This is a genomic window from Edwardsiella piscicida, from assembly GCF_021733145.1.
GTDB lineage: Bacteria > Pseudomonadota > Gammaproteobacteria > Enterobacterales > Enterobacteriaceae > Edwardsiella > Edwardsiella piscicida.
Genome location: NZ_CP090968.1, coordinates 2519865 through 2534005, shown reverse-complemented (window position 1 = coordinate 2534005; position 14141 = coordinate 2519865). Strand labels below are relative to the sequence as shown.

Annotated in this window: 14 protein-coding genes; 8 read left to right on the top strand and 6 right to left on the bottom strand. The window is 60.9% G+C overall.

Going from position 1 to position 14141, the window contains the following annotated elements; all coding sequences use genetic code 11:
• Positions 1 to 6: 6 nt before the first annotated feature.
• On the bottom strand, positions 7 to 381 hold the full coding sequence (gene folX / locus L1P05_RS11470) for a dihydroneopterin triphosphate 2'-epimerase (protein ID WP_012849233.1): 375 nt from the start codon (positions 379 to 381) through the stop codon (positions 7 to 9).
• Between the two features lie 54 nt (positions 382 to 435).
• Positions 436 to 1062 carry a GSH-dependent disulfide bond oxidoreductase gene (yfcG, locus tag L1P05_RS11465; protein ID WP_012849232.1) on the bottom strand — a complete coding sequence of 209 codons (627 nt, stop codon included), beginning with the start codon at positions 1060 to 1062 and terminating at the stop codon, positions 436 to 438.
• Positions 1063 to 1278: 216 nt separating this feature from the next.
• Between yfcG and yfcF the strand changes: the two genes are divergently transcribed.
• From yfcF to L1P05_RS11445, 4 genes are all read left to right on the top strand, one after another.
• A complete protein-coding gene (yfcF, locus tag L1P05_RS11460; protein ID WP_012849231.1) occupies positions 1279 to 1920 on the top strand; it encodes a glutathione transferase in 642 nt (213 codons plus the stop codon).
• A gap of 113 nt (positions 1921 to 2033) precedes the next feature.
• Positions 2034 to 2597 (top strand): phosphodiesterase, encoded by a 564-nt coding sequence (yfcE, locus tag L1P05_RS11455; protein WP_015683415.1) that lies wholly within the window; start codon positions 2034 to 2036, stop codon positions 2595 to 2597.
• A 99-nt stretch (positions 2598 to 2696) separates the two neighbouring features.
• Positions 2697 to 3323, top strand: a complete 627-nt coding sequence (gene yfcD, locus L1P05_RS11450; protein ID WP_012849229.1) for an NUDIX hydrolase YfcD — start codon at positions 2697 to 2699, stop codon at positions 3321 to 3323.
• 101 nt (positions 3324 to 3424) lie between these two features.
• Positions 3425 to 4003: a rhodanese-like domain-containing protein gene (locus L1P05_RS11445; protein ID WP_012849228.1), complete on the top strand. Its 579-nt coding sequence runs from the start codon at positions 3425 to 3427 to the stop codon at positions 4001 to 4003.
• Positions 4004 to 4082: 79 nt separating this feature from the next.
• Here L1P05_RS11445 and pta read toward each other — a convergent pair whose 3' ends face one another.
• Entirely contained in the window at positions 4083 to 6221 is a 2139-nt protein-coding gene (gene pta / locus L1P05_RS11440) for a phosphate acetyltransferase (RefSeq protein ID WP_034167896.1), read from the bottom strand.
• Positions 6222 to 6346: 125 nt separating this feature from the next.
• The gene (gene ackA, locus L1P05_RS11435; protein WP_012849226.1) at positions 6347 to 7546 is read right to left on the bottom strand and encodes an acetate kinase; all 1200 of its coding nucleotides are present in this window, start codon (positions 7544 to 7546) and stop codon (positions 6347 to 6349) included.
• A gap of 546 nt (positions 7547 to 8092) precedes the next feature.
• Here ackA and yfbV point away from each other — a divergent pair.
• From yfbV to L1P05_RS11415, 4 genes are all read left to right on the top strand, one after another.
• Positions 8093 to 8548: a terminus macrodomain insulation protein YfbV gene (gene yfbV / locus L1P05_RS11430; protein WP_012849225.1), complete on the top strand. Its 456-nt coding sequence runs from the start codon at positions 8093 to 8095 to the stop codon at positions 8546 to 8548.
• Positions 8549 to 8762: 214 nt separating this feature from the next.
• Entirely contained in the window at positions 8763 to 9257 is a 495-nt protein-coding gene (locus L1P05_RS11425; protein WP_012849224.1) for a YfbU family protein, read from the top strand.
• Positions 9258 to 9287: 30 nt separating this feature from the next.
• A complete protein-coding gene (locus tag L1P05_RS11420; protein WP_012849223.1) occupies positions 9288 to 9938 on the top strand; it encodes a sugar phosphatase in 651 nt (216 codons plus the stop codon).
• A 158-nt stretch (positions 9939 to 10096) separates the two neighbouring features.
• Positions 10097 to 11938 carry an SLC13 family permease gene (locus L1P05_RS11415; protein WP_012849222.1) on the top strand — a complete coding sequence of 614 codons (1842 nt, stop codon included), beginning with the start codon at positions 10097 to 10099 and terminating at the stop codon, positions 11936 to 11938.
• 24 nt (positions 11939 to 11962) lie between these two features.
• Here L1P05_RS11415 and yfbR read toward each other — a convergent pair whose 3' ends face one another.
• Positions 11963 to 12568, bottom strand: a complete 606-nt coding sequence (gene yfbR, locus L1P05_RS11410) for a 5'-deoxynucleotidase (protein ID WP_012849221.1) — start codon at positions 12566 to 12568, stop codon at positions 11963 to 11965.
• Between the two features lie 83 nt (positions 12569 to 12651).
• A complete protein-coding gene (locus tag L1P05_RS11405; protein WP_012849220.1) occupies positions 12652 to 13872 on the bottom strand; it encodes a pyridoxal phosphate-dependent aminotransferase in 1221 nt (406 codons plus the stop codon).
• Positions 13873 to 14141 lie beyond the last annotated feature (269 nt).

Here is a 14141-nt window from a genome sequence, read left to right as displayed (position 1 = left end):
CTCCGCTTATTCCCCCCGGCTATAGCGCATGGTCACAGAAACCGAATCGGCATAGCGCAGGGCGTAAAGTTTATCGACCTCTACTTCAGCATAGGTGACCCAAGGATGTTCACAAGCGATCGCCAGCAGATCCTGGGTCAATTTTTCCAGCAGGGCAAAACGGTTTTGCTCCACGTGGGCGATGATCCGTTTGGTGATGGTGCGGTAGTTGAGCGCGTCGGCGATCTCTTCGCTGTGGCGGGCCTGCTGCGCCGGGTAGTGAATGACGACATTGATCACCACATCCTGGCGGTTGGCGATCTCCTCCTCGTTAATGCCGATAAACGTACGCAGACGCAGGTTTTTAATTTTGATGATGGCATCTGGGAAATGTGAACTCATAAACGATCCTGAACGGTAGCGGAACGGACAGGCGGGCGCACCCGCCTGCGGGGATCAGGCCTGGGCGAGCCGGTAGGCGCGCTGGGTGGCCGGACGCGCCTGAATGGCGTGGAACCAGCGGCTGACGGCGGGGTAGTCGGCTAGATCGATGCGCTGGCGGGCGTAGGCGGCAACCCAGGGGTAAATCGCCATATCGGCGATGCTGTAGTCGGCGCCGGCGACGTAGGTGTGCTGCCGCAGCTGCGTTTCCAACACCGCATACAGGCGGCAGGTCTCTACCTGATAGCGCTCGATGGCGTAGGGAACCGGCTGTGGGGCATAGTGGTTGAAGTGATGATTCTGCCCCAGCATCGGGCCAAAGCCGCCCACCTGCCAGAAGAGCCACTGTAGGGTGGTGGCCCTGGCGCGCAGCTCCGCGCTGAGGAAGCGCCCGCTCTTCTCCGCGAGGTAGAGCAGGATGGCGCCGGACTCGAACAGGCTCAGCGGCGCACCGCCGTCCAGCGGTTGGCGATCGACGATCGCCGGAATTTTATTATTCGGCGAGATCGCCAGAAACGCCGGCGCGAACTGCTCGCCGGCGGCGATATCGATAGGGTGTAGCTGATAGGGCAGGCCACTCTCTTCCAGAAACAGGGTAATCTTGTGGCCGTTGGGTGTCGCAGCGTAGTAAAGATCGATCATGGTCGCTTCCTGCTAGGGGGGAGGGTTTGGCGACTATAGAGCAAATTTCGCGGTGATAAAAGGATGATGTTAACAGATTGTTTGTTATCGGACGTTTTCCCGGCCCGGGCGCCGACGGGATGCGCGACGTGGCGTTTCGTCACGGCTGAAACATGGCATACTGTCACCGAGGGCGCGCGATAGCGTGCTCGACGTTGACTGCCATCAGGAGTGCCTATGAATTCCTCTGCGATCGTTCTCTATTCTGACAGCCGCTATCTGAGTCCCTACGTGATGTCCGTCTTTGTTGCCCTGAAGGAGAAGGGGCTGCGCTGCGAGCTGGTTCCGGTGGATCTGGCGGAGCATGAAAACCGCCAGGAGGCCTATGCGGAGGTGTCGCTGACCCGCCGGGTGCCGACGCTGTTGCTGGATGGCTTTGCCCTATCGGAGTCCTCCGCCATCTGCGAATACCTCGATGAGACCTTCTGCGCGCCGCACTATGCGCCGCTCTATCCGCACGCGCGTCAGGCGCGGGCCATCGCCCGCGAGGTGCAGGCCTGGCTGCGCAGCGATCTGGCCGCGCTGCGCCGTGAGCGGCCGAGCGAGGTGGTGTTCTGCGCTCACCGCGCGGGGGCGCTGTCGGCGGAGGCCGAGTATGAGGCAGCCCGCCTGGTGGCCGCCGCGGAGCGCCTGCTGCCGGTCGGGCGACAGAATCTGTTCGGCGAGTGGTGCATTGCCGACACCGATCTGGCGATGATGCTGAACCGCCTGGCGCAGCATGGCGATGGTCTGCCTGAGCGGCTGGCGGAGTATGCCCATTTCCAGTGGCAGCGGGCCTCGGTGTGTCAGTGGCTGGCGCTGGGGCGCCGCGGCGGGTAAATACGGACGCCGCAGCCGGGGTGACTGGTGTCGCGAAAGCGGGCTGGTTACACTAAGCGCTATTCCGTCATACGCGCGATGGGCGCGTCTTTTTTGCCGGTGAGAGTCTCACGATGAAATTAATGTTTATCTCCGATATTCACGGTTCGCTCAGCGCGACCGAACGGGCGCTGGCGATCTTTGCGCACAGCGGCTGCCGCTGGCTGATCCTGCTGGGGGATGTGCTGAATCACGGGCCGCGCAATCCGCTGCCGGATCGCTACGATCCGCCGGCCGTGGCCGCGTTGCTGAACGGCTACGCCGAGCGGATTATCGCGGTGCGCGGCAACTGCGACAGCGAGGTCGATCAGATGCTGCTCACGTTTCCGATGATGGCGCCGTGGCAGCAGGTACTTTTGTCGGACAGGCGGCTGTTTTTGACCCACGGTCACCTTTATCATCCCCAGCAGCTCCCCGCGCTGGCGCCGGACGACGTCCTGGTGTACGGCCATACGCATCTGCCGCTGGCCGAGCGTCAGGGGGAGCATATCTGTTTTAATCCCGGATCCATCAGCCTGCCCAAGGGCGGGAATGTGCCCAGCTTTGGCATGCTGGCGGGGGATCGGCTGTGGGTTCAGGCGCTGCACGGTACAGAGAGACTGGCAGAGGTAAGCCTGGGCGCCGCGGCGGCACGGTAAGATTATCTTTTTTTGGCAAGGGGCCAGACCGCCCGCGTCGGCGGCGACGGCATCGTGGCGCAGCAGCGCCGTTGAGAATCAGTAATAGGGTAGCAGAGGATGGTGGACCAGCAGGTTAACAGCGAGATTGAGTGGGTAGACATCGTTGATGAGAATAACGGGGTTATCGCTCAGGCCAGCCGCCAGCAGATGCGGGCGCAGCGTTTGCGCCATCGCGCCACCTACATTGTGGTGCATAACGGGATGGGGAAGATCCTGGTGCAGCAGAGAACCGAGGGTAAGGATTACTATCCTGGCTGGATGGACGCCACCGCCGGCGGCGTGGTGCAGAGCGGCGAGAACATGCTGGAGTCGGCGCGCCGTGAGGCGGAAGAGGAGCTGGGCATCGCCGGGGTGCCTTTCGCCGATCACGGCCTGTTCTACTATGAGCAGGCGGCGTGCCGGGTCTGGGGCGGGCTGTTTAGCTGCGTCTCCCATGGCCCCTTTGCCCTACAGGAGAGCGAGATCGCGTCCGTATGCTGGATGACGCCGCAGGAGATCGCCGAACGCTGCGACAGCTTTACCCCGGACTCTATCCGGGCGCTGTCGCTGTGGATGGCGCGCAACAGCGACGGAGAGGCGCCGGCGCTGTGCACCCGCTGCGGTGAGGCCGACGCCAGCCAGCCGCCGCAGGGGGCGACGCCCGTCGTCGATGACGATCCCGCCGAGCCGAGCGTCGGTGAGTAAAGCAAGCGATACATTGCAAAATAGCATTTGCCACGTTAGTCACATCGTTTTGTTATATAAAGAGTTACCGTGAAATCGGGATTTTTATATAAGGAAAAATGATGAAACCCGTATTACCTCTGGTTGCCGGCGTGATGCTGGCTGCTCTTTCGGCGCTGCCGGCGCAGGCCGGCCTGTTTTCGTCTTCTGAAGTGGATGCGGAAAAGCAGGCGGTACAGCTGGCGCGGGAAACGGCGAATGGGACGTATCAGCTGCTGACGGTGCAGGAGCTGAAGCAGTGGATGGACGAGAAAAAGCCGATGCTGATCGTCGACACCATGCCCTTTTCCGACTCCTACAAGAAGCAGCATATCCCGGGTGCGCTGAATATGGCCTTCCCGATGGGGGATATGAACGTGTGGGATAAGGCCAACATGGGGGCGATAACGCAGGCCGATTTTATGCGTATGCTGGGCGCCGATAAGGATCGGGTGCTGGTGTTCTACTGCGGCTTCGTGAAGTGTGCGCGTTCACACAACGCGGCCATGTGGGCCAAGAAGCTGGGCTACCAGCATGTCTACCGCCTGCCGGGCGGGATCACGGCCTGGAAAGAGGCCGGCTATCCGGTAGAGAAGGCCTCGACAGCGGCGCCGGCGACGGCCGAGGCGGCGAAGGGGAGCACCTGTACCCAGGGCTGCTGAGGACAGGGCATACGTCCGCTGCCCACGGGCAGATAAAAAAGGCTCCCAACGGGAGCCTTTTTACATGGAGGATGCCCTCTTACTGCTGGGAGGACTGAATGGCGGTCAGCGCCACGGTGTAGACGATATCGTCTACCAGTGCACCGCGGGACAGGTCGTTGACCGGCTTGCGCATCCCCTGCAGCATCGGCCCGATGGAGACCAGGTCGGCGGAGCGCTGTACCGCTTTGTAGGTGGTGTTACCGGTGTTCAGATCCGGGAAGATGAACACGGTCGCTTTACCGGCCACCGGCGAGTTCGGCGCCTTGGACTTGGCTACGTCGGCCATGATGGCGGCGTCGTACTGCAGCGGGCCGTCGATGACCAGATCCGGACGTTTTTCCTGCGCCAGACGGGTGGCTTCGCGAACTTTCTCAACGTCGCTGCCCGCGCCGGAGTTACCGGTGGAGTAGGAGATCATCGCTACGCGCGGGTCGATGCCAAAGGCAGCGGCGGAGTCGGCGGACTGGATGGCGATTTCGGCCAGCTGTTCGGCGGTCGGGTCCGGGTTGATGGCGCAGTCGCCGTAAACCAGCACCTGCTCCGGCAGCAGCATGAAGAAGACGGAGGAGACCAGGGAGCTGCCCGGGGCTGTTTTGATCAGCTGCAGCGGCGGACGGATGGTGTTAGCGGTGGTGTGTACCGCGCCGGATACCAGGCCGTCGACTTCGTTCTGCTCCAGCATCAGGGTGCCCAGCACCACGTTGTCTTCCAGCTGCTCGCGGGCGACGACTTCGGTCATCCCCTTGTTCTTACGCAGCTCGACCAGACGCGGAACGTATTTTTCACGTACGGCGACCGGATCGACGATTTCGATACCCTTGCCCAGCATCACGCCCTGAGCGGCGGCAACGCGCTGGATTTCGTCCGGATTACCCAGCAGCACACACTGTGCGATGCCGCGCTCGGCGCAGATCGCGGCCGCTTTGACGGTGCGCGGCTCGTCGCCTTCCGGCAGGACGATGCGCTTACCGGCCTTGCGAGCCAGCTCGGTCAGTTCGTAGCGGAACGCCGGCGGAGAGAGGCGGCGTGAACGCTCAGAGGTTGCGCTCAGAGACTCGATCCACTGCGCATCGATATGGCTGGCAACGAAGTCCTGCAGCTTCTCTACGCGCTGGTGATCGTCGGCCGGCACCTCCAGGTTGAAGCTCTGCAGGCTCAGAGAGGTCTGCCAGGTGTTGGTGTCGACCATGAATACCGGCAGGCCGGTCTGGAAGGCACGTTCGCACAGCTTGTTGACGCGGGCGTCGACTTCATAGCCGCCGGTCAGCAGCAGCGCACCGATTTCAACCCCGTTCATCGCAGCCAGGCAGGCGGCGATCAGGACGTCCGGACGATCGGCTGAGGTCACCAGCAGGGAGCCCGGGCGGAAGTGTTCGAGCATGTGCGGGATGCTGCGTGCGCAGAAGGTGACGGACTTGATGCGGCGGGTCTGGATGTCGCCAGCGTTGATCACGCGTGCTTTCAGGTGGTTAGCCATGTCGATGGCGCGGGTCGCGATCAGCTCGAAGCTCCACGGAATGCAGCCCAGCACCGGCAGCGGGCTGTTGGCAATCACCTGAGCGGCGTCCAGGGTCGCGACGCGAACTTTGCTGGAGTCGTCAAAGATTTCAGACAGGTCAGGGCGGGTACGTCCCTGCTCGTCAACCGGTGCGTTCAGCTTGTTGATGATCACGCCGGCGATATTCTGGTTTTTGCTGCCGCCGAAGCTGGAGCGGGCCAGTTCGATGCGCTCTTTCACCTGATCGACGCTGTCGTTGCCCATCGCCATAACGAAGACGATTTCGGCGTTCAGGGTCTTGGCGATCTCGTAGTTCAGCGCGTTGGCGAACTGGTGTTTACGGGTCGGCACCAGGCCTTCAACCAGCACCACTTCGGCATCTTTGGTGTTTTCGTGATAGCGGGCGACGATCTCTTCCATCAGAACGTCCTGCTGGTTGGAGCTCAGCAGCGCTTCCACGTGGGACATGCGCAGCGGCTCGGCAGCCGGGATGGCGGAGTTGGCGCGGATGATGGTAGTGGTCTGATCCGGCGCATCGGCGTCGGTACGCGGCTGGGCGATCGGTTTGAACACGCTCAGGCGTACGCCTTTTTGTTCCATGGAACGAATGACACCCAGGCTAACGCTGGTCAGGCCAACGCTGGTGCTGGTGGGGATCAACATGATTGTACGGGACACGATAGCAACCTCTTGTGAGTATTCCGCGGCGGGCCCAGGGAGGCCGGGCGGTAACAGGGAGTCTTTGCCGACCGGGGACGACGGCGCGCCCTCGGCGAATGACACCGCCTGCCGGAGCAGGCGGGTTAGGCGGTCAGACGGGCAGCGTCCTGCGCGATAACCAGCTCTTCGTTGGTCGGGATAACCATGGCCAGGCGGCTGCCGTCCTTGGTGATCACGCCGGATTTGCCGAAGCGGGCGTCCAGGTTACGCTGGTCGTCGATTTCCAGACCCAGCAGCGCCAGTTTGTCCAGCGTCAGCTCACGCACCATGGCGGCGTTTTCACCGATGCCGCCGGTGAAGATCACGGCGTCCAGACGACCGTCCATCAGCGCGGTGTAGGCGCCGACGTACTTGGCCAGACGGTGGCAGTAAACGTCCATGGCGCGCTTGGCGTCAGCCTTGGTGTCGTAGTTGTCTTCCACGTAGCGGCAGTCGCTGGTGACTTCGGTCAGGCCCAGCAGGCCGGACTCTTTGGTCAGCAGGGTATTGATTTCGGCTACGCTCATGCCCAGGGTATCGTGCAGGTGGAACACGATAGCCGGATCGATGTCGCCAGAGCGGGTGCCCATGACCAGGCCTTCCAGCGGGGTCAGGCCCATAGAGGTATCGACGCACTCGCCGTTGCGGATGGCGCTGACGGAGCCGCCGTTGCCCAGGTGGCAGGTGATCACGTTCAGCTCTTCAACCGGCTTGTTCAGCATCTTGGCTGCTTCGCGGCTGACGTAGTAGTGGCTGGTGCCGTGGGCGCCGTAGCGGCGGATGCCGTGCTCTTTGTACAGGTGGTACGGCAGGGCATACAGGTAGGATTCTTCCGGCATGGTGGTGTGGAACGCGGTGTCGAAGACGGCGACGTTCTTGTTTTTCAGCAGCGGGAAGGATTTGAACGCTTCTTCGATGCCGATCAGGTGTGCCGGGTTGTGCAGCGGTGCAAACGGGATAGCGTCTTTGATACCCTGCAGGACTTCGTCGTTGATGACGGCGGAGTGGGTGAACTTCTCGCCGCCGTGAACGATACGGTGACCGATGGCGGTCAGTGAGGCGGAGAGCTCCGGCTTCTGTGCCAGGATGGTGTTCACGATGAAGCTCAGGGCTTCGCTATGTGCTGCGCCTGCGCCCAGCGCTGCTTCGTGTTTCGCACCGTCCATTTTCCATTTAATACGGGCTTCAGGGAGGTTAAAACATTCGGCTAAACCAGACAGGTGCTCTTCACCGTTTGCCGCGTTAATGATGGCGAATTTCAGGGAAGAACTGCCGCAGTTAAGAACCAGTACCAGCTTCGACATGGAAGTACCTACTTGTTATGCGTGGTTAGAAAATGTACCAAACAGACGCTAAGCGTAGCGCAATACGCCGTCGGCATTTATGATTAACATCATGCGCGGTACGATCTGGCCGCGGGCCGCGAACGCACCGTCCATAAACGGTGTTGCATCAAAATATCCGCCCGCAGGCGGCCACGGTATTCAGGAGCTCGCCCTCGGCGTTGCCGGGAGCACCCTGAACCATGCAGGTTCACAGCAGCGCGCTTTGGCGCTGCGGCATGTCTGCCACTGTCCGTCGCTCCCCGCAGGGGAGTGCGCTGCTGTGAGCCCGCCCGTAATGGTTTTCGCCAGGCCGCGAACGGCGATGGCACTCCTTAATACGGGGGCGATGAGTGCGGGCGTCAGCGATCTGGAGGGTTTTTTTACCCTTCTTGACTGACGGCGGCCTCAAGGCCGGCTTAGAATACCGATAGCGGCCTTTAAAAACAAAATAAATTTGATGCCGCATGTTTTTTGTTTTCATTTTATGATTTTTTTTTAACTCTTATCGAATAAATTGAGGTTGTCATGTCATCTGCCCCCACGCCGCACGTCGCCTGTTTCCGCCTTTTTCAGCGCGGTCAGATCTATATGAAGACCTGGCCGAATGAAAAACGTCTGGCGCCGGTGTTCCCGGAAAACCGGGTGACCCGCGCCACCCGCTTCGCTATTCGCTTTATGCCGCCGATCGCCATGTTTACCCTGTGCTGGCAAATCGCCCTGGGCGGCCAGCTGGGGCCGGCCATCGCGACGGCGCTGTTTGCCTGTAGCCTGCCGATGCAGGGGCTGTGGTGGCTGGGCAAACGCGCGGTAACGCCGCTGCCGCCGACGCTGCTGCAGTGGTTTCACCAGCTGCGCGACAAGCTGCAGGCCGCCGGCATTGCCCTGGCGCCCATCGACGGTGCGCCGACCTACCAGTCGCTGGCGGAGCTGCTGCGCCGCTGCTGTAAGCAGCTGGATAAAACCTTTCTGGACGATATCTAAGCGCCGCTGTTAATTATTTGTGCTTAAAATGAGAGCGTCGTGATAATTAAGAGTCGCGCGCGGCGTTTATTGGTCTTTTTATTGGTCTAAATATTCGCTTGGATCAAAAAACGCCTTTTATTGCACTGTCGGTGAATTTGGCAATATGTCATGCTGAGCGACGAATATTGACCGTGGTAACTCTGGCCGTCGTCGGCCGATAAGGACAGTAAAGATGGAAATGACCAATGCACAGCGCCTGATCCTCTCCAACCAGTATAAAGTGATGTCGATGCTCGATCCGGATAACGCCGAACGCTACCGCCGTCTGCAGACCATCATCGAGCGGGGGTTTGGCCTGCAGCTGCGCGAGCTGGATCGCGACTTTGGCGAGCTGCCGGAAGAGACCTGTCGCAGCATCATCGATATAATGGAGATGCACCACGCGCTGCAGGTCTCTTACAATAACCTGAAGGAGCGCCAGGATATCGATGCCCGTCGTCTGGAGTTTCTGGGGTTCGATGCGGCGACGGAGGCGCGCTATCTGAGCTACGTCCGTTTTCTGGTGAATACCGAAGGGCGCTATACCCACTTTGACTGCGGCTCTCATGGCTTCAACGCCCAGACCAAAATGTGGGATAAGTACCTGCGCATGCTGGCCGTTTGGCATGCCTGTCCGCGCCAGTACCATTTAAGCGCCGTCGAGATTACGCAAATTTTGAATGCGTAACGGCGGTTGATTTTGTCATGAGGAGTACCCGTGAAGTGTAAAGGTTTTTTGTTTGACCTCGATGGAACCCTGGTGGATTCATTGCCGGTGGTTGAACGTTCGTGGATTAACTGGGCCAAGCGTCAGGGGATCAATCCTCAGCAAGTATTGGAATTTATTCATGGCAAGCAGGCGATCACCTCCCTGCGCCACTTTATGCCGGACGCCGATGAGGCGCGCCTGCAGGAAGAGTTTGACTGGCTGGAGGCGCTGGAGTCGCGCGATACCGACGGCATCGCGGCGATGCCCGGCGCCGCCGCGCTGATCGCCCGCCTCGATGCGCTGGCGATCCCCTGGGGGATCGTGACCTCGGGATCGGTGCCGGTGGCCTATGCGCGCTGCAAGGCCGCCGGGCTGCCGAAGCCAGCGGTGTTTATCACCGCAGAGCAGGTGCAGCGCGGCAAGCCGGAGCCGGATGCCTATCTGTTGGGGGCGCAAAGGCTGGGGCTGGCACCGGGCGCCTGCGCCGTGGTGGAAGATGCGCCGGCCGGGATACTGGCCGGGCTGACGGCCGGTTGCCAGGTGATCGCCGTCAACGCCCCGGCGGAGACCCCCAAGCTGGATAAGGTGACCCTCTGCCTGCACAGCCTGGCGCAAATCGCGCTGACGCGCGTCGACGATGATGTCGAGATCACGCTGTAGCCAACGCGTGGTTGGAAAAGTCGATTAACCCCGCCTGCGCGGGGTTTTTTTATGGCATGATTAAAGATAACTAACCCGTTTTTGTTATTCGTCGATGCCGATAGCGCCGGACGGGAGAGGACGCCGCAGCGGGAGAGGGTGTTGTAAAGGGAGATGTCGTGAACGGTCAGTTAGTGTGGGTATTAAGCTTACTGCTGGTGGCCATCGTGCTGTTTGCCACCAATAGACTGCGGATGGATGTGGTTGCCCTGCTGATCATCGTCGCGTTCGTGCTGAGCGGAACGCTGACCCTGGCCGAGGCGACCGCCGGTTTCAGCGATCCCAACGTGCTGCTGATCGCCGCGCTGTTCGTGATCGGTGATGGTCTGGTGCGCACCGGCGTCGCCTATCAGGTCGGCGAGTGGCTGATGCGGGTGGCCGGCGACAGCGAGGCCAAGATGCTGGTGCTGCTGATGGGCACGGTCGCCCTGCTGGGCGCCGTGATGAGCTCGACCGGGGTGGTGGCGATCTTTATTCCGGTGGTGCTGAGCGTGGCGGCGCGGATGAAAACCGCGCCGGGGCGGCTGATGATGCCGCTGAGCTTTGCCGGGCTTATCAGCGGGATGATGACGCTGGTGGCCACGCCACCTAACATGATCGTCAGCAGCGAGCTGGTGCGCGAAGGGCTGGACGGGCTGCGTTTCTTCAGCGTTACGCCCATCGGGATCATCGTACTGCTGCTGGGGATTGGCTATATGCTGATTGCTCGCCGCTGGCTGGGCGCCGCGCAGCAGGCGCCGCACAAGGATAACTGGCAGCGGCGCACCTTTCGCGATTTGATCCGCGACTATCGCCTGGCCGGGCGCGCTCGCCGCCTGGCGCTGCGCCACGGCTCGCCGCTGATCGGCCATACCCTGGATGAGCTGCACCTGCGCGCCCGCTACGGCGCCAACGTGGTGGGGATCGAGCGCTGGCGTAAGTTTCGCCGGGTGATGGTCAGCGCCTTTGGCGATACGGAGCTGAAGGCGCGCGACGTGCTGCTGGTCGACATGTCCGATCCGCAGGTGGATGTGCGTGCCTTCTGCGCCGAGCAGCTGCTGGAGCCGATGGTGCTGCGCGGCGAGTACTTCTCTGAGCAGGCGCGCGACGTCGGCATGGCCGAAGTCACCCTGGTGCCGGAGGCCGAGGTGATCGGCAAAACCCTGCGCGAAGTCACGTTCCGGACCCGCTATGGGCTAAACGTGGTCGGTATTCGCCGCAGCGGCAGCGCGCTGGACGGTAAGCTGGTGGATGAGCCGCTGCAGATGGGCGATATCCTGCTGGTCATCGGCAGCTGGCGCCAGATCCGCCAGCTGCGTCAGCTACAGCAGAATGCGCGTAACTTTGTGGTGCTGAGTCTGCCAGCGGAGGTCGACGACGAGGTTCCCGCGCTCTCCCAGGCGCCCCATGCGCTGTTTTGCCTGGCGCTGATGATCGCCATGATGCTGACGGCGGAGATCCCCAACGTCATCGCCGCGCTGATCGCCTGCCTGCTGATGGGCAAGTTCCGCTGCATCGATATGGAGAGCGCCTACAAGGCGATCCACTGGCCCAGCCTGATCCTGATCGTCGGCATGCTGCCCTTTGCGCTGGCGCTGCAGAAAACCGGCGGGATAGAGCTGGCGGTGCGCGGGCTGACCGACGCCGTCGGCGGTCTGGGGCCGCGCGGCATCTTAGGCTGTCTGTTTGTGCTGTGTGCGGTGATCGGGCTGTTTATCTCGAATACCGCCACCGCGGTGCTGATGGCGCCCATCGCCATCGCCGTGGCGCGCGAGCTGCAGATGTCGCCCTATCCCTTCGCCATCATCATCGCCATTTCGGCCTCGGCGGCCTTTATGACCCCGGTCTCTTCACCGGTCAATACCCTGGTGCTGGGGCCGGGCAACTACCGCTTTGGAGACTTCGTGCGCATCGGCGTGCCCTTTACGCTGCTGGTGATGCTGGTCAGCGTGGCGGTGGTGCCCTGGCTGTTCCCGTTTTAGGGGCGGTGGACGCCGTCGCCCGGACTACAGCGGTGTGTCCTGGCTGATCTCATCCAGCGACAGGGTGAAGCTCGGCACGAAGACCTGCATAAAGTACGCCATTTCCGGGCTATTGCGCTCATCCAGGGTCTTTTCCAGTCGCGCCTTGGCCAGCAGAAACTCCTGGTTGCCGGCGGCGAGCTCCTCCAGACATTTCAGATAGGCGCACAGCGCATCGGCCTGTTTGACGATCTGGCGCTCCTCCGGCGGGTAGCTGCGTTCGTCGATCAGCGGTAAAAAATCCTGGCGCAGTTCGGCGGGCAGCATGGCCAGCAGCTTCTGCTGCGCCATCTCCTCTATCTTTTTGTATTCGTGGGCTATCTGCGGATTGTAGTACTTGATGGGCGTCGGCAGATCGCCGGTGAGCACTTCGCTGGCGTCGTGGTACATGGCCTGTAAGGCGACGCGCTCCGCGTCTACGCTGCCGCCAAACCGGCGGTTTTTGATAATCGCCAGGGCGTGGGCGACAAAGGCAACCTGCAGGCTGTGCTCGGAGACGTTTTCGGTGCGTACGTTGCGCATCAGCGGCCAGCGGCTAATCAGTTTCAGGCGGGCGAGATGGGCAAAAAAATGGCTCTGGGTGTGGCTCATGGTAATGTCATGCCTGTCGCAGTAATGGAGCTCACCATTATGCGTCAAAAATGACGGCGGCGCCCATGGGCGCCGCTGCGGGATCAATATTTCTGGTGATAGGTCGACAGGAAGCGCCCCAGCTTGAGGATGGCGCTGTCCAGCTCGTCAACCCGCGGCAGGGTGACGATGCGGAAGTGATCCGGCTCCGGCCAGTTGAAGGCGGTGCCCTGTACCAGCAGGACCTTTTCCTGCAGCAGCAGATCCAGCACCATCTTCTGATCGTTGTGAATATTAAAGCGTTTGGCGTCGATCTTCGGGAACATATACAGCGCTCCGCGCGGCTTGACGCAGGAGAGTCCCGGGATTTGGTTGATCAGCTCCCAGGCGCGGTTGCGCTGTTCATACAGGCGGCCACCCGGGCAGATAAATTCGCTGATGCTCTGATAGCCGCCCAGCGCCGTCTGAATGGCGTGCTGCATCGGCACGTTGGCGCACAGGCGCATGGAGGCCAGCATCTCCAGCCCCTCAATGTAGCCCTTGGCGTGCTTTTTCGGCCCGCTGAGCACCATCCAGCCCTGACGGAAACCGGCCACGCGATAGGTTTTGGAGAGGCCGTTAAAGGTGATCACCAGCAGATCCGGCGCCAGCGAGGCGATCGAGATGTGCTGCGCGTCGTCATACAGGATCTTGTCGTAGATCTCATCGGCAAAGATGATCAGGTTATGCTCGCGGGCCAGATCCACAATCTGCTCCAACAGCGCCTTGCTGTAGACGGCGCCGGTCGGATTATTGGGGTTGATGATGACGATGCCGCGGGTGCGCGGGGTGATTTTGCTGCGGATATCGTCAATGTCGGGGAACCAGTCCGCCTGCTCATCGCAGCGGTAGTGCACCGCGTTGCCGCCGGACAGCGCAACGGCGGCGGTCCACAGCGGGTAGTCCGGCGCCGGAACCAGCATCTCATCATTGGTGTTGAGCAGCGCCTGCATCGACTGCACGATAAGCTCGGAGACGCCGTTGCCGATGTAAATGTCCTCGACGGTGACGTCGTGGATGTCGCGGGCCTGATAGTGCTGCATAATGGCCTTGCGCGCCGAATAGAGTCCTTTGGAGTCGCTGTAGCCCTGCGCCGTCGGCAGGTTGCGGATCACGTCGACCAGAATTTCATCCGGCGCGTCAAAGCCGAAGGGGGCCGGGTTGCCAATGTTCAGCTTGAGGACTTTATTGCCTTCTTCTTCCAGCCGCTTGGCTTCTTTGAGTACCGGACCGCGGATGTCATAGCATACGTGGTCCAGCTTGTGGGATTTTTCGATCGGAGACATAACACTGTGGCCTTATTTATATCAGCGCCGCCGCTGACGGATCGGTGTCCTTACTGACACGGCAATATAAAATACTGTACTCCCCGCGATCGGGGTTTAGAAGACAGATGCCTGTTTTTAGTGCAAAACAGTATGATTCACGGCGAATGCTTAGCAAAATAGATGGTATTGTGCTGTTTTTGCAGTTTATTTAACCTGGTAATTAAGATTAATTGGTTAAATGCACTAACAAAAAGGGCGGGTGACGTAAAGTTACGACAACAGAGAGG